This is a genomic window from Bacillus sp. BD48, from assembly GCF_046566805.1.
Lineage (GTDB): Bacteria > Bacillota > Bacilli > Bacillales > Bacillaceae > Bacillus > Bacillus safensis.
The window spans coordinates 234,981-259,234 of record NZ_JANGFM010000005.1 but is presented as its reverse complement, the minus strand read 5'-3'; the positions used below and the strand labels follow the sequence as shown (position 1 = coordinate 259,234).

General features: G+C 41.8%; 23 protein-coding genes. 16 read left to right on the top strand and 7 right to left on the bottom strand.

Annotated elements, in window-relative coordinates; translation table 11 throughout:
- Positions 1-115: 115 nt before the first annotated feature.
- From desA to ACLGGR_RS15695, 3 genes are all read right to left on the bottom strand, one after another.
- Positions 116-1,171 carry a Delta(5) desaturase DesA gene (gene desA, locus ACLGGR_RS15705; protein ID WP_142945620.1) on the bottom strand — a complete coding sequence of 352 codons (1,056 nt, stop codon included), beginning with the start codon at positions 1,169-1,171 and terminating at the stop codon, positions 116-118.
- Between the two features lie 188 nt (positions 1,172-1,359).
- Complete coding sequence (locus ACLGGR_RS15700; RefSeq protein ID WP_410973419.1) at positions 1,360-2,802, bottom strand: DEAD/DEAH box helicase; 1,443 nt, start codon at positions 2,800-2,802, stop codon at positions 1,360-1,362.
- A gap of 277 nt (positions 2,803-3,079) precedes the next feature.
- Positions 3,080-3,883, bottom strand: coding sequence for an NAD kinase (locus tag ACLGGR_RS15695; protein ID WP_024424814.1), 804 nt, complete (start codon positions 3,881-3,883; stop codon positions 3,080-3,082).
- Between the two features lie 446 nt (positions 3,884-4,329).
- Here ACLGGR_RS15695 and sppA point away from each other — a divergent pair, with 446 nt between their 5' ends.
- The 14 genes from sppA to ACLGGR_RS15625 all read left to right on the top strand — a co-directional run bounded on the left by sppA (position 4,330) and on the right by ACLGGR_RS15625 (position 18,024).
- Positions 4,330-5,331, top strand: coding sequence for a signal peptide peptidase SppA (gene sppA, locus ACLGGR_RS15690; protein WP_251216378.1), 1,002 nt, complete (start codon positions 4,330-4,332; stop codon positions 5,329-5,331).
- Positions 5,332-5,345: 14 nt separating this feature from the next.
- Positions 5,346-5,870, top strand: a complete 525-nt coding sequence (locus ACLGGR_RS15685) for an RDD family protein (protein WP_410973418.1) — start codon at positions 5,346-5,348, stop codon at positions 5,868-5,870.
- 98 nt (positions 5,871-5,968) lie between these two features.
- Positions 5,969-6,676: a DUF2953 domain-containing protein gene (locus ACLGGR_RS15680; protein ID WP_323648383.1), complete on the top strand. Its 708-nt coding sequence runs from the start codon at positions 5,969-5,971 to the stop codon at positions 6,674-6,676.
- 14 nt (positions 6,677-6,690) lie between these two features.
- Entirely contained in the window at positions 6,691-7,143 is a 453-nt protein-coding gene (ytfJ, locus tag ACLGGR_RS15675; protein ID WP_007501733.1) for a GerW family sporulation protein, read from the top strand.
- A gap of 112 nt (positions 7,144-7,255) precedes the next feature.
- Entirely contained in the window at positions 7,256-7,756 is a 501-nt protein-coding gene (gene tpx / locus ACLGGR_RS15670; RefSeq protein WP_048239080.1) for a thiol peroxidase, read from the top strand.
- A gap of 88 nt (positions 7,757-7,844) precedes the next feature.
- Positions 7,845-8,819, top strand: coding sequence for a class I SAM-dependent methyltransferase (locus ACLGGR_RS15665; RefSeq protein WP_142945615.1), 975 nt, complete (start codon positions 7,845-7,847; stop codon positions 8,817-8,819).
- Between the two features lie 380 nt (positions 8,820-9,199).
- A complete protein-coding gene (locus ACLGGR_RS15660) occupies positions 9,200-10,384 on the top strand; it encodes an acetate kinase (RefSeq protein WP_267587135.1) in 1,185 nt (394 codons plus the stop codon).
- 271 nt (positions 10,385-10,655) lie between these two features.
- Positions 10,656-11,171 (top strand): MogA/MoaB family molybdenum cofactor biosynthesis protein, encoded by a 516-nt coding sequence (locus ACLGGR_RS15655; protein ID WP_410973417.1) that lies wholly within the window; start codon positions 10,656-10,658, stop codon positions 11,169-11,171.
- A gap of 173 nt (positions 11,172-11,344) precedes the next feature.
- Positions 11,345-12,556: an argininosuccinate synthase gene (locus ACLGGR_RS15650; protein WP_251216382.1), complete on the top strand. Its 1,212-nt coding sequence runs from the start codon at positions 11,345-11,347 to the stop codon at positions 12,554-12,556.
- Positions 12,553-13,926 carry an argininosuccinate lyase gene (argH, locus tag ACLGGR_RS15645; protein ID WP_251216383.1) on the top strand — a complete coding sequence of 458 codons (1,374 nt, stop codon included), beginning with the start codon at positions 12,553-12,555 and terminating at the stop codon, positions 13,924-13,926. Before ACLGGR_RS15650 ends, argH begins: the two co-directional genes overlap by 4 nt.
- A 119-nt stretch (positions 13,927-14,045) precedes the next feature.
- A complete protein-coding gene (locus ACLGGR_RS15640) occupies positions 14,046-14,948 on the top strand; it encodes an aminoglycoside phosphotransferase family protein (RefSeq protein WP_410973416.1) in 903 nt (300 codons plus the stop codon).
- Between the two features lie 98 nt (positions 14,949-15,046).
- Positions 15,047-15,802, top strand: a complete 756-nt coding sequence (locus tag ACLGGR_RS15635; protein WP_034279624.1) for an SDR family oxidoreductase — start codon at positions 15,047-15,049, stop codon at positions 15,800-15,802.
- Positions 15,803-15,869: 67 nt separating this feature from the next.
- Entirely contained in the window at positions 15,870-16,553 is a 684-nt protein-coding gene (locus ACLGGR_RS15630; protein WP_048239072.1) for a metal-dependent hydrolase, read from the top strand.
- Positions 16,554-16,701: 148 nt separating this feature from the next.
- The gene (locus ACLGGR_RS15625) at positions 16,702-18,024 is read left to right on the top strand and encodes a CBS domain-containing protein (RefSeq protein WP_142945609.1); all 1,323 of its coding nucleotides are present in this window, start codon (positions 16,702-16,704) and stop codon (positions 18,022-18,024) included.
- 37 nt (positions 18,025-18,061) lie between these two features.
- Here the strand turns inward: ACLGGR_RS15625 and ACLGGR_RS15620 are convergent, their stop codons facing one another.
- Positions 18,062-18,364, bottom strand: a complete 303-nt coding sequence (locus tag ACLGGR_RS15620) for a YtpI family protein (protein ID WP_003216665.1) — start codon at positions 18,362-18,364, stop codon at positions 18,062-18,064.
- A gap of 147 nt (positions 18,365-18,511) precedes the next feature.
- Between ACLGGR_RS15620 and ACLGGR_RS15615 the strand changes: the two genes are divergently transcribed.
- Positions 18,512-19,453 (top strand): DHH family phosphoesterase, encoded by a 942-nt coding sequence (locus ACLGGR_RS15615; protein ID WP_024424800.1) that lies wholly within the window; start codon positions 18,512-18,514, stop codon positions 19,451-19,453.
- 52 nt (positions 19,454-19,505) lie between these two features.
- Here ACLGGR_RS15615 and ACLGGR_RS15610 read toward each other — a convergent pair whose 3' ends face one another.
- The 3 genes from ACLGGR_RS15610 to ytrH form a co-directional block, all read right to left on the bottom strand.
- Positions 19,506-19,691, bottom strand: coding sequence for a YtzJ family protein (locus ACLGGR_RS15610; RefSeq protein WP_003216400.1), 186 nt, complete (start codon positions 19,689-19,691; stop codon positions 19,506-19,508).
- 107 nt (positions 19,692-19,798) lie between these two features.
- Complete coding sequence (ytrI, locus tag ACLGGR_RS15605; RefSeq protein WP_003216226.1) at positions 19,799-20,302, bottom strand: sporulation membrane protein YtrI; 504 nt, start codon at positions 20,300-20,302, stop codon at positions 19,799-19,801.
- Positions 20,299-20,640 (bottom strand): sporulation membrane protein YtrH, encoded by a 342-nt coding sequence (gene ytrH / locus ACLGGR_RS15600; protein ID WP_024424798.1) that lies wholly within the window; start codon positions 20,638-20,640, stop codon positions 20,299-20,301. The genes ytrI and ytrH overlap by 4 nt, the downstream gene beginning before the upstream one ends.
- Before the next feature lie 137 nt (positions 20,641-20,777).
- On the opposite strand from ytrH, the gene dnaE reads away from it, so the two are divergent.
- The gene (dnaE, locus tag ACLGGR_RS15595; RefSeq protein WP_410973415.1) at positions 20,778-24,113 is read left to right on the top strand and encodes a DNA polymerase III subunit alpha; all 3,336 of its coding nucleotides are present in this window, start codon (positions 20,778-20,780) and stop codon (positions 24,111-24,113) included.
- The last annotated feature ends 141 nt before the right edge of the window (positions 24,114-24,254 follow it).

The window sequence follows — 24,254 nt, the reverse complement described above, 5'->3', positions numbered from 1 at the left end:
CCGTGTGCCACCTTTTCCGTTTTCGTTCTTTTCCTTACTTTATCAAATTCAACCTATAGTTGCATCCTGTAAATGGCAACAAGCTCCTTCTAGTGTAAGAAAGAGCTTGCACCAATTATGCATTTTTCTTTAGAATGTCTCCTTTAATGACAGGTGCGGGCATCTTCTTAGATTGCCGTGCTTCTTTAAAGGTAACGAAGGCTTTCGTATCTTCATCCCAAAGTCTAAATTTCATTGATTCAATACTTGTTTTTAAAGTGATGGTTGGAACATTTTGAAGCGGCTCACTATGATCATGTGCATGCTCCAAGTGATAATTCGGTACCCTCGGACTTAAATGATGGACATGGTGATAACCGATATTGCCTGTTAACCACTGAAGAAGCTTTGGCAATTTGTAAAAAGAACTGCCTTCTACCGCTGCCTGCACATAATTCCAATGCTCATCTGCTTCAAAGTAAGAATCCTCAAACGTATGCTGTACATAAAACAGCCATACACCGATTGATCCTGAGATCAGGAAGATTGGACCTTGGACAAGCAGGAACTCCTGCCAGCCAAAAAGAAGACACGTTGCAGCTGCTAGCGCAATGATGCTCACGTTTGTGAAATACGTGTTCCAGCGCTCTTTTTTACGAGCATTTTTGACGTTGAAACGGTTTTTTAAGAGAAAGACAAAGATCGGACCTAAAATAAACATCACAAAAGGGTTACGATAAAATCTGTAGCGAAATTTCGTCCATGCTGATGCTTCTTGATATTCTTTGACTGTCAGGAGCCAAATGTCGCCAGTACCTCGTTTGTCTAAATTACTACTTGTGGCATGGTGAATTGAATGATCTCTTTGCCATTGAAGATAAGGGAAAAGGGTGAGTACGCCCGTTAAAAAACCGAACAGGTGATTCAGCGGCTTCTGTTTGAAAAAGGATTGATGGCAGCAGTCGTGAAAAATAATAAAGACACGTACTAAAAAACCAGCTGCAATAACCGCAAAGAAGAGGGTTAAAAGGTAGGAGATGTTCAGGCTATAATAGGCAAGAAACCAAAGCCCCAAAAATGGAATGAATGTATTAAAGAGTTGAATGATACTTTTTTTCGAATTAGCACCAGAGAATTGGCCAACTTGTTTTCTTAAAGTGGCTTGCTGCTGTGTGTTTGTTGAAGTCGTCATGAACGTTCAAGTCCTTTCCGTTTCTTTCTACTTCAAAGTATAGAAGGAAAGATGTCATGCTCATAGTAGCACCCATCATGTATTCAATATGACATTTGTCATGTTGGACACAGGAAAGGCTGATGGTTCAGGGGTTGTAAGCTTATTTTATTTTAAATAAAAAAGTAAAGGCGCTGGGCCTTCACTTTTTATGAACGTGCTTCATGTACTTTTAACTGCTTGCCTTTAATGGTTGTATGGCGCATGGCATTCAGCACAAGAGGGCCTTTGCCGTTTAAAATATCGACATATGTTTTCGTGTCTTGAATGGTAATAATCCCAATGTCATCGAATGCAACGCCTTCTATTTTGGCAATGGTCCCAACAAAATCAACAGCCCGCAGCTTCTTTTTCTTCCCGCCGTTAAAATAAAGCTTCATAATATCCTTCTCAACGCCTGCCTGTTTATTTTCCTTTTGAATAGGCGTTTCAATCTTCTTTTCAAAGCTTTCTACATGCGTCTCTGCTTCTTCTTTCGTTGGATAAGGCTGAGTTTGAAAATCTATGCCGGCATCCTGCTTTAATTCATCAATAAGAGGCTTTGCATTCTTTGTCATAAACGCAATTGTTTTTCCGCTTTTCCCCGCTCTGCCTGTTCTACCAGTTCGGTGAATATAGCGCTCTTTTTCATAAGGGAGGTCATAATGAATCACATGTGTCATATCACTGACATCAATTCCCCGGGCTGCTATATCTGTTGCGATCAAATAACGGAACTCACCGTTTTTGAATTCATCCATGACAGCGAAGCGGTCTTCCTGTCTCATGCCTCCATGAATTTTGTCACAGGGCACATCCCATTCGTCCAGCTTCATTGTGAGTTCGTTCACTCGGTCCTGTGTATTACAGAAAATAATGCAGCTATCTGGATTTTCAATCACGATCGTACGCTGAAGAAGAGAGAATTTCGCTTCTTCCTCCGTTTCAATCACGGTGTGAGTGATTTGTGGTACAGACGTTTCTTCCCGTGCAATTTCAATTACTTTGGGTGAATGTAAAAACTGTTCACTTAATTTCTTCATCTCATCAGACATGGTCGCTGAAAACAGCATCGACATCCGCTTTGGCGGTAGATACTGAATAATAGAAGAGACTTGATCGATAAATCCCATGTTCAGCATTTCATCCGCTTCATCTAACACGAAAAATTTGAGGTTTTCTAAAGAAAGGGTGCCTTTCTCAAGGTGATCCAAAATGCGCCCTGGTGTCCCGCACACAATATGGTTTTTCTGTGAAAGCTCTACTTTCTGTGCTTGAAAAGGGGCTTTTCCATAAATGGCTGCGGCTTTGATTCGTTTGAATCGTCCAAGGCTTGTGAGGTCTTGTTTGACCTGCATGGCGAGCTCTCGTGTTGGAACGAGGATGAGGGCTTGAGGTTTATTTTCAGCCCAATCAGCCATTTCACAAATCGGCAGACCATAGGCTGCGGTCTTGCCGCTCCCAGTCTGAGATTTGACGATTAAATCCCGCTTTGAAAAAGCAACGGATAATGTCTTGTGCTGAACGGGTGTAGGTGTATGGAAGTGAAGCGCTTCTAACGCTTGTTTCAATTCATCACTTAATGGATATTGATCAAAATGTTGTAATGTCATCGTGTTCTCCTTTTTGTACATTCATACTTGTGACATCATACCATAACGATGACCGTGAATGAAAAGACATAAAAAAAAAGCCCCATAAAGGAGCTTTCAGCGTGTAGACAAACCCTCGCATTCGTTGTCAGTCCTGCGCGCTGGTGCTCACGAATGTCAAATTCGCTCCGCAAAAGTAGCCGTCCTTCCTAGACTGCAAAGGTTTTCTACCACGCTGAAAAGAAGACAAAGGGCTAAAATAAAAATCATTTTAGCCCTTTGTCAACAATCTGAAAGATTAAAGGAATCTGCGTTTTACTTTTTCCCAGTAAGAGTTGTCTTTTAATTTTACCGTCTTAATCACTTTTCCTGAAAGGCCAATGTCAATTTGTTTGACGTGTTTTGTGCCGAGCGCTTCGTTATCAAGCCCGATAATTGGATGATCGTTTCCATCCTGCACCACCTTCAGCGTCAGCTTGCGGTCACTGCTTAAGATGAAAGGAGCGCCTAATGTACGGTAAGAGTTGTTATTCAGCGATGCAAGCTCTGTGACTTGCATACAAGGAAGCATTGGATCAACCACGGCGCCGCTCACGGATTTATTGTAGGCCGTTGAGCCAGTCGGAGTGGAAATAATCATGCCGTCGCCTCTAAAAGTTTCAAAGTGGAAATCATCTATATACACATCGATCACAAATGTTTTAATAATGCTGGAGCGGATCGACAGTTCATTTAAACAATGGAACTGGTTTGTGCTGTCAACGCTTACATCGATGATCGGATATTTTCTCACTTCAAGCTGTTCAGTGTTCATAGCATCAATCATTTTATCAAAATGCTCTAACGAGAAATCGCAGTATAGGTGCGTATTCTCTGATTTTGATACCCCTACATACAAGCAGTCATCCCGGAAATTCGTTTTGCGGACTGCTTGAAGAAATGTGCCATCCCCGCCAATTGAAGCAATAATGTGGGCATCCTCTGCACGCTTGACGACGTGAAAGCCTTGGTCGGTAGCGAGCTTCTCGAGAGAAGAAATGTGTCCATCCAATTCATGATCTTTTTTGTAAAAGAAAAATACATTGCGACGATTGTCTGTCATTGACGTTCTCCCCTTTGCTGTCAAAAATAATTTCCATTTATAAAGGGCTTACATGAAAACCCTTGCTCACATTTTACACTTTTTTCATATGAAAGTAAAAACATTAGAAAGACCGCCTCATGATCGAATTTGCCTTTTTGAGAAATGAGTCAATGTAAGTGATTCGAAATGGCTGGATCCTGAGCATAATTGAATAGCCGTTTTCTCATGAAAGAAAGGTTTAGGTGTTTCGTTGCGGTGAAGATCTAGCCTATTAGGTGCAGGGAGAGGATAAAAAAGCCAATTTTTCGTCATGCGCCTGTCTAAGTAGACGATGTAAAGTTGATCGTTATTTAAGAGAGGTGCTATCATATGCCTACATGAAATGTAAAAAAACCACAATTCCTGTGAAACATTTCATGTGGGCATTCGTATGAATGAAGTGAGACAAAAAGGAGGAGAAAAAGATGAATGCGAAAAGATGGGTAGCGTTAATTATTGCACTTGGTGTTTTCGGATTTTCAATTGTGATTAGTGTCACGATGGCCTTGTTCGATAGCTTCAATGACAATAAAATGAGCTATCAATTTGGGGATGAAATAGAAGAGAAGGTACTAGAGAATGGCAGCGGTGCAGGCAAAATTGCGGTTCTTGAGATTAATGGAACCATTCAAGATAATGGCGGCGCATCGAGCCTATTAGGCGGAGAAGGTTATGATCATCGTGCATTCCTCAAGGAACTAGATAAAGCGAAAGAGGATGCTTCGGTAAAAGGTGTACTGCTGCGCGTAAACTCTCCTGGCGGCGGTGTCTATGAAAGTGCTGAAATACATAAAAAATTAGAAGAAGTGAAAAAAGCGAAGAAGCCGATTTACGTATCTATGGGCTCAATGGCAGCTTCTGGCGGCTACTACGTGTCAACTCCAGCGAAGAAAATCTTTGCTTCACCTGAAACATTAACAGGATCGTTAGGTGTCATTATGCAGAGCTTGAATTATTCAAAGCTGGCAGATAATTTGGGCATTAAATATGAAACGATTAAGAGCGGGAAATTCAAAGACATCATGTCTCCAAATCGTGATATGACAAAAGATGAGCGCAACATCATGCAAAGCATGGTCGATAACTCTTATGAAGGATTTGTCAAAGTGATTTCTGAAGGACGCGGCATGTCAAAACAGGACGTCAAGAAAATTGCTGACGGCCGAGTATATGACGGAACACAGGCAAAATCGAACGGATTAGTCGATGAGCTTGGGTATTATGAAGATGCACTTAAAGCGATGAAGAAAAATGAAAAAGGCTTAAAAGGAGCAACAGTGGTCAGCTATTCTCAAAGCTTTGGCTGGAACTCTCTCTTTAACATGAGTGCAAGCAAGCTCTTTAAAAGCGAAATTGATTTTCTGAATTTAAAAGAAACACTGGCTGGCTCAAATGGGTCTAAACCGATGTATCTCTATTCAAAATAAAGGAGGGATCATAGATGGATTCTACATTCGATGAAGTAAGCGAAAGCCGCAGCCAAGAGGAAGAATCGAAGCCGGCCTTTGTGAAGCGCGCTTCAATTGAAGCACAGGCGTTTGCAGGTTTTTGGATTAGATTTTGGGCGTTTATTCTTGATTGGCTCGTCGTCTGGGGTGTAAACCATTTGACGGTTTCTCCCATCTTTAGTCTATTCGGCTGGTCCAAAGGAGGGGGATGGTTTTCTCCATTTTCCGTCACAACGACGATTGTATTTCTCCTTTATTTCGCCATCATGACGAAAATCTTTCAACAAACACTTAGCAAGATGGTGTTTGGCATTAAAGTGGTCTCGCTACAGCCTGAGAAGAAGCTGGCATGGGATGTTATTTTCTTTAGAGAGATTGTGGGACGCTACATTAATACGATCTTTGTTCTCTATGCTATCGTTGGGTTCTCACCGAAAAAGCAAGGAGTTCATGATTACTTTGCCGATACGGCGGTCGTCCATGAACATTTATATGAAAAAACAGAAGCAAACGTATAATCAGAGGAGTTTGGCCGGGTACCGGTCAAACTCTTTTTTGTTGATTGGGTATAAAATCCAGAATGAGAGCCATAATCGTAGGGGAAGCATCATTTGTTATGGAGGAAGTGAGCACAGTGCTTTACGTTTGGATCGCAGCGTTTTTGTTTCTTGTGATCTTGTTGATTTTCATGAAAGTAACCATTTCGCTGGACTATTCGCATACAAACGACAATGACCACATTGCACTGAAGGTCATCACCTTATATGGATTGGTCAGGCTCAAAAAAGAGATTCCGATGGTGAGGGTCAATCCAGAAGATCAAACGATTGATATTCGTGAAAAGAAAATGGAAAGCGCTAAAAACCCTGATCACGAAAAAGAATCGATGCATAAAAAAGTAGGAAAACGTGATATGAAGCAGATCCTTCATCAAATGGAACGCATCACAAAAGAGGTTGTCGATTTAAACCGGATCATGCGCAAATTCTTCATCCACGTGAAGATTGTCTCGTTTCACTGGTCGACATGGATCGGCTTTCATGACGCCGCTTTAACAGGTGTAGCAGCCGGCGGTGTGTGGTCAGTTAAAGGAGCACTACTTGCCTTTATGCAGGAGCATCTCACCTTTAAGCATAAACCGGTATATGAAGTCATTCCAGCCTTTCAGCACAATGTGTCACAGACTCAGTTTACATGTATAGCATATTTTCGTATTGGACATGCTATGCTTGCAGCCATTCGTTTACTTGTCCATTGGTTAAAAGGGAGAAAGGCGAGAAAAAGTGCCTCTCTTCAAGCAACGAAGAATGAATCATCTGTTTAAGGAGGAACCCGAAAATGGCAGATCATCCAATCCAAGGTCTCATGAAGACAGCGATGGAAAACTTAAAAGAAATGATAGATGTGAATACAATCATCGGCGATCCAGTCGAAACCCCTGACGGCAGTGTCATTCTCACTGTGTCAAAGGTTGGTTTTGGATTTGCAGCCGGCGGCAGTGAATTTAACGGGAACCAAAAGAAAGAAAAACGTTCTGATGAACAGGAACGAAAAGAACCGAGACTCCCATTTGGCGGCGGAAGCGGCGGCGGCGTGTCGATTACACCAATCGCCTTCTTAATTGTAGGAACAAACGGAGTTCGAATGCTTCATTTGGATGAACACACACATCTGCTCGATAAAATATTGGATTCTGCTCCTCAAGCAATTGAACGTCTTCAGCACATGTTTAAGAAGGATGAGCGGGAGCACCGTCACAAAGAACGAAAACTAGATGACATAGACCTTTAAAAAGTTAGCTGCGCTGCAGTTAACTTTTTTTTCAAAATGGACGATTAGGCTTTGCAGTTTTTTGCTTTCTCTACTATGATAGAACCATACATTTGAAAAGGGAGGAATTGTTTTGGCATCGATCACATTTAAAGGAAGTTCTGTCACGCTTGTAGGAAATGAAGTAAAAGTAGGCGAGCAGGCTCCTGATTTTACGGTTTTAACGAACTCACTTGGAGAAGTTTCACTTTCTGATTTAGCAGGAAAAGTGACGATCATCTCAGTGATTCCTTCTATTGATACAGGTGTGTGTGACGCACAAACAAGACGTTTCAATGAAGAGGCAGCCGGTTTAGGTCCGGTCAATATTTATACGATTAGTGCAGACCTTCCATTTGCACAAGCACGCTGGTGTGGAGCAAACGGAATTGAAAATGTTGAAACATTATCAGATCACAGAGATATGTCATTTGGTGAAGCATTCGGAGTGTATATGAAAGAATTGCGTTTATTGGCGCGCGCAGTCTTCGTATTAGACCCTAACGGAAAAGTGGTTTACACTGAATACGTAAGTGAAGCAACGAATCACCCAAATTATGAAAAAGCCATTGAAGCTGCAAAATCACTGTTATAAAAGCAGCATCGACAAGAGCTCCGGCTTCATCCTGGGGCTCTTTTCAATGAGAACATATAGCTTTTAACAAAGCGAGGAGAGAAAAGCATTGCAGAAAGATCAAGTAAGTACGATTTTTGAACTGCTCGATACAGCTTCTATTCGATTAAAAAAGGAACAGAGCATTTCCTATATTGAAGCATTGGCAGAAGCAGGAGAAGCCTTTTTCCAAGCAAATGATCGAAACGGTTTATTAAAGGATTTAATAGAGAAAGCAGATTTTGCTTCTTATGATCATGAGCAGATTCGTAAAGCGTTTCAGCTCGCCGTATTGAAAGGTCAAAAGGATATTTCTCATCCAAATCGCCAGATGACGCCAGATACGATTGGACTGTTTGTCAGCTATTTGGTGAATAAATTTTTAGACGGTCAAAAAGAGCTTGTTGTCTTTGATCCAGCAGCGGGAACAGGAAACTTACTGCTTGCTGTCTTAAACAATCTCACGGCAGAAACAAAGCGCGGCTTTGCGTCTGAAATTGATGATGTGCTCATTAAAATTGCTTGGGCACAGGCGAATTTAGAAGAGAAAGAAGTCGAGCTTTTCCACCAGGACAGTCTTGAGCCGCTTCTGATCTCACCAGTGGATGTCACTGTATGCAGCCTGCCAGTCGGCTATTATCCAAATGATGAGCGTGCAGCGGACTTTGAATTAAAGGCAAAAGAAGGACATGCCTTTGCCCATTATTTATTCATTGAACAAAGTCTCAGGTACACAAAAGAAGGCGGCTTCTTATTCTTCATCATTCCAAACGACTTGTTTGAAGGGAAAGAAAGCGTACAATTAAAGGATTTCATCAAAGATCATGCGTATATGAATGCTTTAATTCAGCTGCCAGTGACCATGTTTAAGGACAAAAAACACGCCAAAAGCTTATTTGTGATGCAGAAGAAAAAAGAAGGGCTGGAAGCACCAAAACGGATGCTGTTTGCCAATCTTCCGTCTTTCTCACAGAAGGAAGCAATGGTCGGTGTGATGAGAAAATTAGACCAGTGGTTTATAGAAGAAAAAGAAACGAAAGAATAGCCAGAGTTATTTCTGGCTATTTCAGCGTGTAGACAAACCCTCGCATTCGTTGTCAGGTCTGCGCTCCGGTGCTCGCCCTTCCTAGAGCTGCAAAGGTTTTCTATCACGCTGAAAAGAAAACAAAGAGCTAAAATAAAAATCATTTTAGCTCTTTGTCAATAATCTGGATATTTTACTATTCAGAAAATAACGACTTATTCATGTAAGCGATAACAGTTCGAAGGTGCACTTGAAATGCAAAGTTTTCAATGTTTAAATGAAAAAGTCAGATATTTTTCGGACTTATCGTTAAACTATAAAAGACCCGTCAAACAGGTTGAATATAGCACCGGAAAAAACGTGAAACCTTATATAACAACTGAGTAAAAGGAGCGACAGTAATGTCCAAAATTATTGCAATCAACGCAGGAAGCTCATCTCTTAAATTCCAATTGTTCGACATGCCAGAAGAAACCGTTTTAACAAAAGGGCTTGTTGAAAGAATCGGAATGGATAACAGTATCTTCACGATTTCTGTAGATGGAGAAAAGAAAACAGAAGTGACAGATATTCCAGATCACGCAGTAGCAGTCAAAATGCTGCTTGAAAAACTAACTGAATTTCACATCATCAAAGACTTTAATGAAATTGATGGCGTAGGTCACCGCGTCGTTCACGGTGGAGAAAAATTCAGCGATTCTGTTGTTTTAACAGATGAAGTCATCAATGACATTGATCAGCTTTCAGAGCTTGCACCACTTCACAACCCTGCAAACGTTGTAGGAATCAAAGCATTCAAACAAATTCTGCCTGACGTACCAGCGATTGCTGTGTTCGATACAGCATTCCACCAAACAATGCCAGAGCAGTCTTACCTATACAGCCTTCCGTACGACTACTACAAAAACTTTGGTATTCGTAAATACGGATTCCACGGGACAAGCCACAAGTTCGTAACAGAGCGTGCAGCAGAGCTATTAGGCCGTCCTCTAGAAGAGCTTCGTTTGATTTCTTGCCACCTTGGAAATGGTGCGAGTATCGCAGCGGTTGAAGGCGGAAAATCAATCGATACATCTATGGGCTTCACACCACTTGCTGGTGTTGCAATGGGTACACGTTCAGGTAACATTGACCCTGCCCTTATTCCATTCATTATGGAAAAAACAGGACATACTGCTGAAGAAGTGCTTTCTACTTTGAATAAGAAGAGTGGTCTTTTAGGTGTGTCTGGTCTGTCAAGTGACCTTCGTGATATCGAAGAAGCAACAGAAGAAGGAAACGACCGTGCAGAAGTCGCTCTTGATATTTTTGCGAGCCGTATTCATAAATACATCGGTTCTTATGCAGCAAGAATGAATGGCGTAGATGCGATCATCTTTACAGCTGGAATCGGTGAAAACAGTTCAGAAGTAAGAGCGCGTGTACTTCGTGGACTAGAATTCATGGGCGTTTACTGGGATCCTTCCCTTAACAACATGAGAGGCGAAGAAGCATTCATCAGCTACCCGCACTCTCCTGTAAAAGTAATCGTCATCCCAACAAACGAAGAAGTCATGATTGCAAGAGACGTTATGCGTTTAGCGTAATCAAAATTATGTTGACAAAGGGCTAAAATGATCTTTATTTTAGCCCTTTGTCTTTTTTTCAGGTGATAGAAAACCTTTGAAGTCTAGGAAGGCCGAGCATCGGTGCGGAGCGAATTTAACATTCGTGAGCACCGATGAGCAGACCTGACACCGAATGCAAGGGTTTGTCTACACGCTGAGCTCTTTTCTTTATTGGAAAAGAGCTTTTTTCTGTTAAAAGCAGCATGCTATAATGTTGTCCAATATGAAGCAAAAGGGAGCGGTGCGAAAGATGAGCGTGACAGAACATAAACGTGAGGCGAAAGAGAGGCTTTATGTAAAAGTCATTACGGTCAGTGATACAAGAACGAAAGAAACAGACAAAAGCGGCCGTCTGATGATTGATTTGCTCAAAGAACAAGGACATCTTGTTCTTGCATACGATATCGTAAAAGATGATATTGGAGCCATTCAAGATGCTGTGCTGGAAGGAACAAGCGAAGCGAAAATAGATGCCGTTTTGTTAAATGGCGGGACAGGAATTGCCGCAAGGGATGTGACCATTGAAGCCATCACCCCTCTTTTCTCCAAAGAGCTCCCTGGCTTTGGCGAAATCTTTCGCATGCTCAGTTATACAGAAGACATAGGTTCAGCCGCTATTTTGTCCCGGGCCACGGCAGGAGTCGTTAATCAAAAAGCTATCTTTGCCACGCCAGGATCTACCGGAGCCGTTCGTTTAGCCATGACAAAACTTGTGATTCCAGAGCTTCCTCACGTCTTACGAGAGCTTGAAAAGGATCAAACATAGCCCAAAATGACTCTGCCAAGAAAATTTGGCAGAGTTTTTTTCATAAAGGGGTTGAAAAAACTATTTTTCCTTGTTACAGTGTATACATACTAAATGCATGTTTATAAATTAAAACTTATTTTTATGCAAAAAACATTCACAGAATCAAAACAAGCGAGAGGAGCTTTTCAATCATGTCACAAAATAAAAAAGTTGTATTAGCATATTCCGGAGGTCTTGATACCTCTGTTGCAGTTAAATGGTTACAAGAGCAAGGATACGAAGTCGTTGCTTGCTGCCTTGACGTAGGTGAAGGAAAAGACCTGGCATTCGTTCAACAAAAAGCACTTCAAGTTGGAGCCGTTCAATCATACATGATTGACGCAAAAGAAGAATTTGCTGAAGAATTCGCACTCACTGCATTACAAGCACACACAATGTATGAAGGAAAATATCCACTAGTATCTGCCCTATCCCGTCCGCTTATTGCAAAAAAATTAGTGGAAGTGGCAGAGAAAGAAAATGCAGTAGCCGTCGCTCATGGATGTACTGGAAAAGGGAACGACCAAGTTCGGTTTGAAGTATCCATTAAAGCATTAAATCCAGACCTAGAGGTTCTTGCACCAGTGCGTGAATGGAAATGGTCTCGTGATGAAGAAATCGAATATGCACAAAAACACGGTATTCCAATTCCGATTAACTTAGACAGCCCATATTCAATCGACCAAAACCTTTGGGGCAGAAGTAACGAATGTGGCATTTTAGAAGATCCTTGGGCTGCGCCGCCAGAAGGTGCATATGATCTGACAAATCCACTTGAAAAAACACCTGACACGCCAGAAATCATTGAAATCACGTTTGAAAAAGGAAAACCGACAGCGATTGACGGTATCCAATATTCATTATCTGATCTCATCCTTCATTTAAATGAAGTCGCTGGTCAGCATGGTGTAGGCAGAATCGATCACGTTGAAAACCGTCTTGTTGGTATCAAATCTCGTGAAGTGTATGAGTGCCCAGGTGCAGTTACCCTATTAAAAGCACATAAAGAGCTTGAAGACTTAACGCTTGTCAAAGAAGTCGCACACTTTAAACCAATCGTTGAACAAAAAATGGCTGAATTAATATACAACGGCTTATGGTTCTCACCACTTAAATCAGCACTAGATGCATTCTTACAAGAAACACAGCAGAACGTAACAGGTGTTGTACGTGTGAAACTATTTAAAGGCCATGCCATTGTAGAAGGACGTAAATCACCATATTCACTTTATGATGAAAATCTAGCAACTTATACAAAAGCAGATGAATTCGATCATGATGCAGCTGTAGGATTTATTAACCTTTGGGGTTTACCAACAAAAGTAAACAGCATCGTGAACAAAAAGGAGCAGGTTAAAGCATGAAAAAGCTTTGGGGAGGCCGATTTCAAAAAACACCAGAAAAATGGGTCGATGAGTTTGGTGCATCCATTCATTTCGACAAACAATTAGTCAAAGAAGATCTGACCGGCTCCCTTGCCCATGCAAGTATGCTGAATAAATGCGGTATCATCGGTGATGAGGAGGCCGCTGCAATCAAAGACGGACTGAATACGCTCATGAAAAAGGCAGAGGCGGATGAACTCGATTTCTCAGTAGATTATGAGGACATTCATTTAAACCTTGAAAAAATGCTCATTGATGAGATTGGTCCGCTTGGCGGCAAATTGCACACAGCGAGAAGCCGGAATGATCAGGTCGCAACCGATATGCATTTATATTTGAATAACCAAGTAGAACATATCATTGAGCTGATCTCTTCTTTTCAAACAGTGCTTGTAGAAAAAGCTGAACAGCACGTTGAAACGATTTTTCCAGGATATACGCACTTACAGCGTGCACAGCCTATCTCCTTTGCTCATCATATGCTCGCCTATTTCTGGATGCTTGAGCGTGACAAAGCGCGCTTTCAAGATTCATTGAAGCGAATTAACGTGTCTCCACTTGGATGCGGAGCGTTAGCAGGAACGACATTCCCGATTGATCGTGAATATACAGCAGAGCAACTAGGCTTTGACCACATTTACGAAAACAGCCTCGATGGTGTGAGTGACCGGGACTTCATTTTAGAGTTTTTGTCTAATAGCAGCCTTGTGATGATGCATCTCTCACGTTTTTGTGAGGAAATCATTTTATGGTGCTCGCAAGAATTCAAATTCATTGAACTCGATGACACGTATGCAACAGGCAGCAGCATGATGCCGCAGAAGAAAAACCCGGATATGGCTGAATTAATCCGCGGGAAAACAGGCCGCGTGTATGGCAACTTGATGGGGCTTCTCACGATTATGAAAGGCTTGCCGCTTACGTATAACAAAGACCTGCAAGAAGATAAGGAAGGTATGTTTGATACAGTAAAAACCATCGCTGGCAGCCTTCAAATCTTCACAGGCATGATTCAAACGATGACAGTGAACGAAGATGTCATGAAAAAGGCAACAAAAGAAGATTTCTCAAACGCGACCGAAGTGGCTGACTACCTTGCGAAAAAAGGCATGCCATTCCGTGAAGCACACGAAATCGTTGGCAAGCTTGTGTATACATGTATTCAAAAAGGTATCTATCTAAGTGACCTTCCTTTTGAAACATTTACAGAAGCAAGCGATCTTTTTGAACAAGACATTTACACTGTTCTTGATCCATATGTTGCTGTTGAAAAAAGAACAAGTGCAGGCGGAACTGGATTCAAACAAATTCAGCTCGCTTTAGAAAAGGCAAAAGCCTGCCTGGCGTAACATTTCAAAAACCATTCGTTTATACGGATGGTTTTTTGTCATGGGAAAAGGAGATTGATGATCATTGGAGAAAATGAAAGCATACCGTCGTCAAGCAGAAGAGGGAGTGACAGCAGATCATGAAGAAAACGCTTGAGGCTTTGTTTCATCAACCGATCGTATCAGTGAAAACGTTAGGAGAACAATATGACGGACGAGCTAATGATGTGTGGCTGATCTCCTTACAAGATAAAACCGAATATGTAATCAAATCTCCTAAAACTACAAGAGAAGAAAGTGAATTTGTGTCTGGGATCAATATGATCTATGGAATAGATGCCCATACTGTACAAAGTCATATCGATCAAATCAATCAAAAGCTGTCTCAGACGAATTCCTTTCTTATTCCAAAAGTTGTTCGTAAAGTGAAGAAGGCAGGGAGACATTTTTATGTAATGGAAAAAATAGAAGGGACACCTTTCACATCTTTTGAGGGACGTTCATCAGACTTCTATAAGGATTATGGGAAGAAACTAGCACACCTTCATTCATATCAAACTGACTTTTTTGGTGCAGTATACGGAGCTGAAAAGAAGCAATTGAGTGAATTCCATGCTGTGTTAAAAAACGCTGTTTCCAAACTCATAGACTGCTATTACGCGGATCAGCCTGAATTTCACTGTTATGCAGAAATTGTGCTGCAAAAGATTGAAAAGCTAAAGCCTCCTGATTCAGCCAGTCTCATTTTAATTGATTTAGATCCGTCTCAATATATTGAAAAAGATGATCAAGTGACGAGTCTAGTTGATACGGAATATGTCGTATATGGACCAGCTGCGTTTGATTTTATTGCATTGGAATACCTTTTGACGAAAGAAGCTGCCCGCAATGTTCAATTAGGCTATGAAGAGATTTGCCCGCTTCCTCGCGAGCTTCATGAGGTGAGAGAATGCTATCGTTTTGTTTCGCTGCTTCTCGATATCCATGGCTCATGGGATCTGAAAAAGTGGATGAATCACCCTATATTGTTTTACCCGTATTGATAAAGGGTTCATAAGTGCGCCAGATGCCGGTTTATAGTAAAGTAAAGATAACAAAAGAAACACGTGAACTTGCAACCTTTGCTTTAGGAGGAGATTGTGTGCGACACGCATTAATAACAGCGGGTTCTAAAGGACTTGGCCGGAAAGTCACCGAGTCTTTACTGAATATGGGGTATTCTGTGACAGTGAATTATCGAAGTGATGATGAAGCTGTCCGGCAGATGAAAGAAGAATTACAGCAGTACGAAGATAAGCTTCAATTTGTCCAAGGTGATGTGACAAAAAAAGAAGATTTAAAAAACATGGTAGAGCTGGCAGCAGAGCGATTTGGGCGGATTGATGCCCTGATTAACAATGCTGGCCCTTATATTTTTGAACGAAAAAAACTGGCGGATTATTCTGAGGATGAATGGTATCAAATGATGGAAGGCAACCTATCAGCAGTGTTTCATTTGTTCCGAATGGTCATCCCAATGATGAGAAAACAAGGCTTTGGCCGCATTATCACTTATGGCTTCCAAGGTGCAGACCATGCGCCAGGCTGGATGCACAGATCAGCCTTTGGAGCGGCAAAAGTGGGCCTTGCGTCATTGACGAAAACCATTGCGATTGAAGAAGCCGAAAACGGCATCACGGCCAATATGGTGTGTCCAGGCAAAATCGTTGGAGACATGAAAGAATCGACAATAGAGGAAGCCCGTCAAATCAAAGACGATGAAACGCCGATAGGCAGGTCTGGCACTGGAGAGGATATAGGACGTATCATCTCATTTCTATGCGATGACCGTTCAGATCTTATTACAGGGACCGTCATTGAAGCAACAGGTGGTCTTAACGTGATTCACAGGCATTAAGTTTTTCAGCTTTTTATAGAGGGAATAAATGATATGAGATCAAAATTTGAAAGGTGGATATACTTACATGAAAGCTACATATCATGGACATTCAGTTGTACACATTGAAACAAACGGATACCATATTTGGATTGATCCATTTTTAAATGGAAATAAGCACACAGATATCAAACCGCAAGATGTGAAAGCGGATGTCATTTTACTGACACATGGGCATGGAGATCACATCGGCGACACCATTGAAATCGCTAAAAACAATGATGCACTTGTTGTCGCGCCTTTCGAACTTGCCACGTATTTAGGCTGGCAAGGGGTGAAAACGCACCCGCTTTCTATTGGAGGCGGACGTGAGTTTGAATTTGGTAAAGTGAAGCTCACGCAAGCGTTCCACGGTTCAGCGGTCATTGATGAAGAGGCACAGACGATTACGTATACAGGCATGCCATCAGGTATTTTATTTACCGCAGAGGGCAAAACCATTTATCATGCAGGAGACACTGCACTCTTTTCAGATATGAAACTGATTGGTGAGCTGAATCATATTGAGCTCGCATTCCTTCCAATTGGTGATAACTTCACGATGGGACCGGAGGATGCAAGAATCGCAGCAGAATGGCTGCGGGCAAAACAGGTCGTTCCGATTCACTACAGCACATTCCCGCCAATTGAACAGGATCCGCATGCATTTGCAGACAGCCTGCATGGCGGCGTCGGTCATGTGTTAAACAGCGGGGAATCAATTGAAATTTAATCCTCATATGAAAAAAGCTGGCACACAAATGCCGGCTTTTTTTATTTGCCTTCATCTGCCGAAAGAAAAGACAAATTGCTATTAAAAGCCTCCTGCCCTTATAATGAAACATAGATGAAAACGCTGAAAACAAAAAGGGTGAACGGGATTGGCGACAAAGCATGAGCAAATTTTATCGTATATTGATTCATTAGATGTCGGAGAGAAAATCTCTGTCCGGCGCATAGCGAAAGAAATGAAAGTGAGTGAAGGCACCGCTTACCGGGCCATCAAAGATGCTGAAAATAAAGGATTCGTCAGTACCATTGAACGAGTCGGCACCATTCGAATTGAACAAAAGAAAAAAGAAAATATTGAAAAACTCACATATGCAGAAGTGGTCAATGTCATTGATGGTCAGGTCCTTGGAGGACGCGCCGGCTTACATAAAACGTTAAATAAATTTGTTATCGGAGCGATGGAGCTGGATGCAATGATGCGCTATACGGCAGCTGGCAACCTGCTCATCGTCGGAAACCGAATCAATGCCCACAGACAGGCATTAGAGGCAGGGGCGGCTGTGCTGGTCACAGGCGGATTCTCAACAGATGATGAAATCATTCAGCTCGCAGATGAGCTAGAGCTGCCGATTTTATCGACAAGCTACGATACATTTACCGTAGCGGCCCTCATAAACAGAGCCATTTATGACCAATTAATTAAAAAAGAGATTGTGCTTGTAGAAGATATTTTAACGCCGATAGAACGCACCGTGTATTTATCACCAGAGGATAAGCTTGAAAAATGGTATGAAAAGAATTATGAAACTGGCCACGGCCGTTTCCCGGTCGCAGATGATCAAATGAAGATTCACGGAATCCTCACCTCAAAGGATATTGCGGGGCATGACCGCTCCACACCGATTGAAAAAGTGATGACGAAAAATCCGCTGACGGTCATTGGCAAGACATCTGTCGCCTCAGCTGCACAAATGATGGTGTGGGAAGGCATTGAGGTGCTGCCAGTTGTGGATGATTTTGCGAAGCTGATTGGTATGATCAGCCGTCAGGATGTGCTCAAGGCGCTCCAAATGATTCAAAAGCAGCCGCAGGTCGGAGAAAAGCTGGATGATGTTGTCTCAAGAGGGTTTAAAGAAACAGATACAGAAAAACCAAAAGCAGATGCGGTTTATCAATACGAGGTCACTCCGCAAATGACGAATCAGCTTGGAAACATTTCATATGGGGTGTTCACACAAATTTTAATCGAATCAGCCAACCGCTTCTTAAAATCTCATAAAAAGGGCGAGCTGATCGTCGAGAGTCTCTCTGTCTACTTCTTAAAACCGGTCCAAATGGAATCCACAATCCAGATCAAGCCGAATATTTTAGAAGTAGGACGCAAATTTGGAAAGCTGGAAGTAGAGGTTTATCACCAATCGAATATCGTAGGCAAAGCGATGCTGATGGTGCAGCTGATGGAGAGGGGATAATGATAAAAAGGGCGAACTCATGTCGCCCCTTTCCTTATTACGCGTGATCTTTTTCGCCTTCCTTTAAGAAGAGCGGAAGGTAATGCTTGTAGGCTTTATACCCAGCCCACGTACTGCCGATACCAACGGCAACAAAAATAAATCCAATGACAAATGCGAGTGACGAGCGGTTTAAAAATAATTGATTCACACCGAAGAGCAGGACAAAGCAGCCAAGGGCCATACTGGATTTCGCCGACCAGAATTTTTTCTCAACTGGCCGGTTCGTACGGACATTTTTTGCTTTGTAGTATAAATAAAACATGGCAGAACAAATAATAAACACAATCAAAACAAGCATGTGCCAAGCCTCCATTGTAAGTGGTTACAACCCTATTTTAAACGTAAATAGGCTTGCTTACTAGAATAAATTGTCTATTCCTCACTTTTCCGTGACGATAGATTATGATTTAATAATAAAAAGAGTATCGCATGAGAAGGAGTTTTTATGAAAAAAGAACTGATTAGAACCATATCATTATATGACACCATCATCATCCATAGACATGTAAGACCAGATCCTGACGCGTATGGATCGCAGTGCGGCCTTACGGAAATCTTGCGTGCCACCTATCCAGAAAAAAATATTTATGCGACTGGAACGCCTGAACCATCCCTTTCATTTTTATATGAACTCGATGAGGTACCAGACGACGTGTATAAAGGGGCCCTTGTCATTGTCTGTGATACGGCCAATCAAGCAAGAATCGATGATCAGCGTTATTTAATGGGCGATAAGCTGATGAAAATCGACCATCACCCGAATGAAGATCCTTATGGTGATTTGCTTTGGGTGGATACAGAGGCAAGCTCTGTGAGCGAGATGATTTATGAATTGTACTTAGAGGGGAAAGAAGAAGGATATCAGCTGAATACAAAGGCGGCTGAATTGATCTATGCCGGCATTGTAGGAGACACAGGCCGCTTCCTTTTCCCAAACACAACGAAAAAGACACTTAAATATGCAGGGGAACTCATCGAATATCCATTTTCATCTTCAGATCTTTTCAATCAATTGTATGAGACAGATTTGAATGTCGTGAAATTAAATGGCTATATTTTTCAACATATTTCTTTGTCAGAGAACGGGGTTGCATCTGTTTTCATTAAGCGTGAAATTCTGGAATCGTTCCAAACAACAGCGCAGCAAGCCTCACAGCTTGTTGGGACACTAGGAAATATTGCAGGCATTAAGGCATGGGTCTTTTTTGTGGAAGAAAACGATCAGATTCGTGTCAGATTCCGCTCTAAAGGAGTCGTCATTAACACCATTGCGAAAAAATATCATGGAGGCGGCCACCCGCTTGCAGCCGGTGCGTCCATTTATGATTGGGCCGTAGCAGATGAGATTTTGCGTGATTTAGAGGAAGTATGTAAATCATCATCATAAGAGAGGAGGGATACTTAAGTCCCTTCTCTCTTTTTTGTCATGGAGAAAAGGGTTACTTGCATACAGGGATAAACCAGCAGCCGATGTCTGTTGAATCTTCATAGGCTTGGAGATTTTGATGCTTTAATTCTTTTTTAATTAAATGAGCCATCATTTCTGTCTCAGCATAAGCACACATGCCGTCTTTGATCCGGCTTGCTTTGTCTCGTGCCATTTGACGATAGCTGTAAACCTCCATTGTCCTCACCTCTTTCTATTTTGATCTCGTTCTACTTTTAGTGTATAAAAATGAAGCGTGAAAAGCGATCATTGAGGGCAGAAATTCATAAAAATTCCACAACCTGTTTATTCAGCAAATGAAATACGTACTTCTAGTGAAAGCTTCGTATAAATTGTCAGCTCTGTCACTTTGGCGCGGTATGCCTTTTCCCGAATGGTATATTCTTTATTTTCCACTGTCCGTTTTAGTAATTCTTTTGTTTTATAGACACTTTCAATATCCTTTGTAATGACTTCTGAGATATCCTCCTTGACCTGATCTTCAAACTTTAGCGTATCTGGCTCTGGGATTTTATATTGCTCACGATTCACGAGATGAACATCTACGCTTTGAATCAGCAGCCGCTTCTTATTATCCTCATTTAACTTATGCAAATCTTCCCGATAGAGTGTGATTTGTTCTTTCAGACTGTCCATATGATGCTGCTGGCTTCTCAGCAGTGTCACTTGCTTTTCCTGAAAGGTTCCGTATGTAAAGAGAAAAATAAGCCAGCTTACAATCGCACCAAACATCATTCCCGCAAAAAAACGCTGCCAGCCTGGGCGTTTATACAGCTCCGGCACCCTCATGATGACACATGCTCCTGGGTGAGCCACGTAATAATGAGATACCCCGTTTGTGCACCGCCCATGGCAGAGATAATTAATAAAATCTGCTTGAAAATATCACGCGTGTTACCTTCGAAAATGCCTCGTTCAAAGCTATAAACAGCATCAAATGTTCCGCCGATAGCGGCGACAAGCGCCCAAATTTTTAAACGATTGGCAAGACTAGTAATAATGGATAAAGGCGGCTGACCAGATAAATACGCACCAACACCGCCTATGATAGCACCACCCAAAATGACCCCAAGGGCGATAAAATAACAGCTGATAAAATTCGGAATAAAAGCTTCCTTCACATCCATTTTGTCCACCTCACTCTATTCAATATATGGCGTGTGCTGGACAAGTATGAACGGACAGAAAAGAAAGAACATTTGTTTCTCATCGCATCGCGTTTTATAATGAAAGAATGACTTTAGACGAAAGGAGTGGATTAAGCATGTCTTATGTTCATCTTCAGGTCCACAGTGGATACAGCTTGTTAAGCAGTGCAGCTAAAGTAAAGGAGCTTGTGCTGAAAGCAAAAGAACTTGGCTGCAAGGCGCTCGCTCTTACCGATGACCATGTTATGTATGGAACGGTTGAATTTTATAAGGAATGTAAAAAACATGGCATCAAGCCGGTTATCGGTTTAACAGCTTCTGTCTTCATAGATGAACAAGAGACAGAGGCTTATCCCTTGGTACTCCTTGCAAAAAACAATGAAGGCTATCAAAACCTGATCAAAATCAGCAGTGTGCTGAAATCAAAATCAAAAGCCGGACTGAAAGAAAAATGGCTCAAAAGCTATCACCGCGGGCTCATTGCCATCACACCAGGCGCATCTGGGTATATTGAAACGCTTTTGCAGCATGATCAGTTAGAAGAAGCACGTGAAGCCGCCAAACAATTGAAGCATATATTCGGCGAGGGACATGTGTATATCGCACTTCAGCCATTTCAGCAGGACGAATCGCTTGCCGGCAAACTGCGGGACGTCTCACAAAGTACGGACATTCCTCTTGTTGCGACGGGGGATGTTCACTACATCAATCGAGAAGACAAAATGGCTTATACGTGTTTAAAGGCCATTAAAGCGGGAGAACAGCTTTCAGAGATAGAGGAAGACCGAGGAGAAAAGCATTTCCGATCCTTTGAAGAAATGTTGGAATGGTATAGAGAGGATCGAGAGCTACTGACAAGAACGGTGGAGATTGCAGACCGCTGTGAAGTTGATTTAAATCTTGGGCAGACAAAACTCCCATCCTATCCAACTCCTGATCAATCAACAGCAGATCAGTTTTTACGCAGAGTGTGCGCAGAAGGGATGAAGCAAAGAAAGATTGCTTCAAATGATATGTATGTCAAAAGGCTTGAATATGAACTGAGCATTATCCAAAAAATGAATTTCAGTGATTATTTTCTCATTGTGTGGGATTTTATGAAATATGCGCATGACAAAGGAATTGTCACTGGCCCTGGACGTGGATCAGCAGCGGGTTCACTTGTTGCGTATGTTCTGTTTATTACGGATGTCGATCCGATCCGTCACGGTCTTTTATTTGAACGCTTCTTAAATCCAGAGCGAATCAGTATGCCAGATATTGATATTGATTTCCCCGACACGAGAAGAGATGAAATCATTTCTTATGTAAAAGACAAATACGGAGACATGCATGTGGCGCAAATTGTCACGTTTGGAACACTTGCAGCAAAGGCTGCTTTAAGGGATGTTGGACGTGTGATGGGAATTGATTCAAAGGCAGCGGACCGTCTTGCCAAGCTGATTCCATCAAAGCCAGGAACAACGCTGAAAGAAGCGGTGACTGCATCTTCTGAATTAAAAACGATGCTTCAGCAATCCGAAGAGCTCCGAAAGGTCTTCCAAACTGCTTTAAAGGTAGAAGGCTTGCCAAGACACACCTCGACACATGCAGCTGGCGTTGTGCTGAGCGAGGAGCCGCTGACAGAGGTCGTTCCAATTCAAGACGGCCATGAAGGTGTGTATTTAACGCAGTATGCCATGAATTATTTAGAAGATCTTGGACTTTTAAAGATGGATTTCTTAGGGCTTAGAAACTTAACATTAATTGAATCCATTAAAAACCAGATTGAAAGACAGGAAAACGTCCACATTAACTTTAGTGACATTTCATATGAGGATCAGAAAACGTTTGAATTGTTATCCGCGGGAGATACAACTGGAATATTCCAGCTTGAATCACAGGGGATGCGTCAGGTGCTGAGACGCCTGAAGCCGTCTAGTTTAGAAGATATCGTGGCGGTCAATGCCCTCTATCGTCCAGGTCCAATGGAAAATATCCCGCTTTTTATCGACCGAAAGCATGGCAGAGTCAAGGTCTCTTATCCTCATCCTGATTTGTATGACATATTAAAGGATACATATGGGGTCATCGTCTACCAGGAGCAAATCATGCTGATTGCAGCGAAGATGGCTGGATTTCAGCTGGGCGAGGCAGATCTATTAAGAAGAGCTGTTTCGAAGAAGGATAAAAAAGTCCTTGATGAAGAGCGAAGCCATTTTGTTGAAGGATGCCTAAAAAAGGAGTATCCTGTTAACATTGCAAATGACGTTTATGACTTAATCGTCAAATTTGCAAACTATGGTTTTAATAGAAGCCATGCTGTTGCATATAGCATGATTGGCTTTCAGCTTGCTTATTTAAAAGCGCATTATCCGTTATATTTTATGTGCGGTCTTTTAACGAGTGTAATTGGAAATGAAGACAAAATTGCTCAATATTTCTATGAGGCGAAGGAAAAAGGGATATCTGTGTTGAAGCCTTCTATTAATAAGAGTGAATTTCCATTTACGGTTGAAAAAGGGGAGATCCGCTACAGCTTAAGAGCGATCAAAAATGTCGGAGTGTCAGCTGTAAAGGATATATACAGAGCAAGACAGGAAAAGCCGTTTGAAGATTTATTTGATTTTTGCGCAAGAGTATCACCAAAGAGTGTCAACCGAAAAACGATTGAAGCGCTCATTTTTTCAGGGGCGATGGATGAATTTTATCCCAATCGTGCTTCGTTATTAGCATCGATAGATATTGCGTTAGATCACGTGTCATTTTTAAATCCAGAGGATCAGCTGGACTTTCTTGGGGATACAACCTTCTCCATTAAGCCAAAATATGCGGAGATAGAAGAAATGCCGCTTGTTGACCTCCTGCAATTTGAAAAAGAGGCACTCGGGTTATATTTATCAAATCACCCAGTACAAGCGTACCGAGACCGCTTAAGAGAGAATGGTGCAGTGGAAATCATCAGACTTTCTTCCTATGTAAAGCGTAAAATCTCAATGGGTGGTCTTTTGACAAAAGTGAAATCGATTCGGACAAAAAATGGACAATCGATGGCATTTGTTACATTTGGGGATGAAACGGGAGAAATGGAAGGCGTCGTCTTTCCAGAGCAATTTAGAAAGCTGTCCCCCTTACTTGAGGAGGGCACCATGCTTTATGTTGAAGGCAGAGTAGAGGACAGAAATGACAGCAGTCAAATCATCGTGCAAGAAGCTGCTTTGCTGGAAGAGATGGACGCAAAAAGAAAAGAGTCTGTCTACATTCGGGTGAAAGAAGAGAATCATACACAGGAGCTGTTAGAACAAGTAAAACGAGTCCTCTCGATGCACAGCGGAGAAGCAGATGTCTATTTGTATTATGAGAAGCAAAAAAAGACGATGAGACTTCCAGATGCATACAAAGTTCATGCAGATCATGCTGTGATTTTCCAGTTAAAAGAGCTGCTCGGTGAACAAAACGTTGTGATTAAATGATGACAAATCGCCTGAATATGTTTTACAAATTCACCTATTGTGTTATCATTTTAAAGATTCTGTGTATTTAAAACTGCCAGTATGTGCTTATCAACTTAGCAAATCATTAAATCATTTTCCACTTGAAGGAGTGTTCATCAC

Excerpts from the sequence above, each read along its gene's own strand:
- desA (WP_142945620.1), bottom strand. The coding sequence starts at position 1,171 with ATGACGACTTCAACAAACACACAGCAGCAAGCCACTTTAAGAAAACAA.
- ACLGGR_RS15700 (WP_410973419.1), bottom strand. The coding sequence starts at position 2,802 with ATGACATTACAACATTTTGATCAATATCCATTAAGTGATGAATTGAAA.
- ACLGGR_RS15695 (WP_024424814.1), bottom strand. The coding sequence starts at position 3,883 with ATGACAGACAATCGTCGCAATGTATTTTTCTTTTACAAAAAAGATCAT.
- sppA (WP_251216378.1), top strand. The coding sequence starts at position 4,330 with ATGAATGCGAAAAGATGGGTAGCGTTAATTATTGCACTTGGTGTTTTC.
- ACLGGR_RS15685 (WP_410973418.1), top strand. The coding sequence starts at position 5,346 with ATGGATTCTACATTCGATGAAGTAAGCGAAAGCCGCAGCCAAGAGGAA.
- ACLGGR_RS15680 (WP_323648383.1), top strand. The coding sequence starts at position 5,969 with ATGGAGGAAGTGAGCACAGTGCTTTACGTTTGGATCGCAGCGTTTTTG.
- ytfJ (WP_007501733.1), top strand. The coding sequence starts at position 6,691 with ATGGCAGATCATCCAATCCAAGGTCTCATGAAGACAGCGATGGAAAAC.
- ACLGGR_RS15660 (WP_267587135.1), top strand. The coding sequence starts at position 9,200 with ATGTCCAAAATTATTGCAATCAACGCAGGAAGCTCATCTCTTAAATTC.
- ACLGGR_RS15655 (WP_410973417.1), top strand. The coding sequence starts at position 10,656 with ATGAGCGTGACAGAACATAAACGTGAGGCGAAAGAGAGGCTTTATGTA.
- ACLGGR_RS15650 (WP_251216382.1), top strand. The coding sequence starts at position 11,345 with ATGTCACAAAATAAAAAAGTTGTATTAGCATATTCCGGAGGTCTTGAT.
- argH (WP_251216383.1), top strand. The coding sequence starts at position 12,553 with ATGAAAAAGCTTTGGGGAGGCCGATTTCAAAAAACACCAGAAAAATGG.
- ACLGGR_RS15640 (WP_410973416.1), top strand. The coding sequence starts at position 14,046 with ATGAAGAAAACGCTTGAGGCTTTGTTTCATCAACCGATCGTATCAGTG.
- ACLGGR_RS15630 (WP_048239072.1), top strand. The coding sequence starts at position 15,870 with ATGAAAGCTACATATCATGGACATTCAGTTGTACACATTGAAACAAAC.
- ACLGGR_RS15620 (WP_003216665.1), bottom strand. The coding sequence starts at position 18,364 with ATGCTTGTTTTGATTGTGTTTATTATTTGTTCTGCCATGTTTTATTTA.
- ACLGGR_RS15615 (WP_024424800.1), top strand. The coding sequence starts at position 18,512 with ATGAAAAAAGAACTGATTAGAACCATATCATTATATGACACCATCATC.
- ACLGGR_RS15610 (WP_003216400.1), bottom strand. The coding sequence starts at position 19,691 with ATGGAGGTTTACAGCTATCGTCAAATGGCACGAGACAAAGCAAGCCGG.
- ytrI (WP_003216226.1), bottom strand. The coding sequence starts at position 20,302 with ATGAGGGTGCCGGAGCTGTATAAACGCCCAGGCTGGCAGCGTTTTTTT.
- ytrH (WP_024424798.1), bottom strand. The coding sequence starts at position 20,640 with ATGGATGTGAAGGAAGCTTTTATTCCGAATTTTATCAGCTGTTATTTT.
- dnaE (WP_410973415.1), top strand. The coding sequence starts at position 20,778 with ATGTCTTATGTTCATCTTCAGGTCCACAGTGGATACAGCTTGTTAAGC.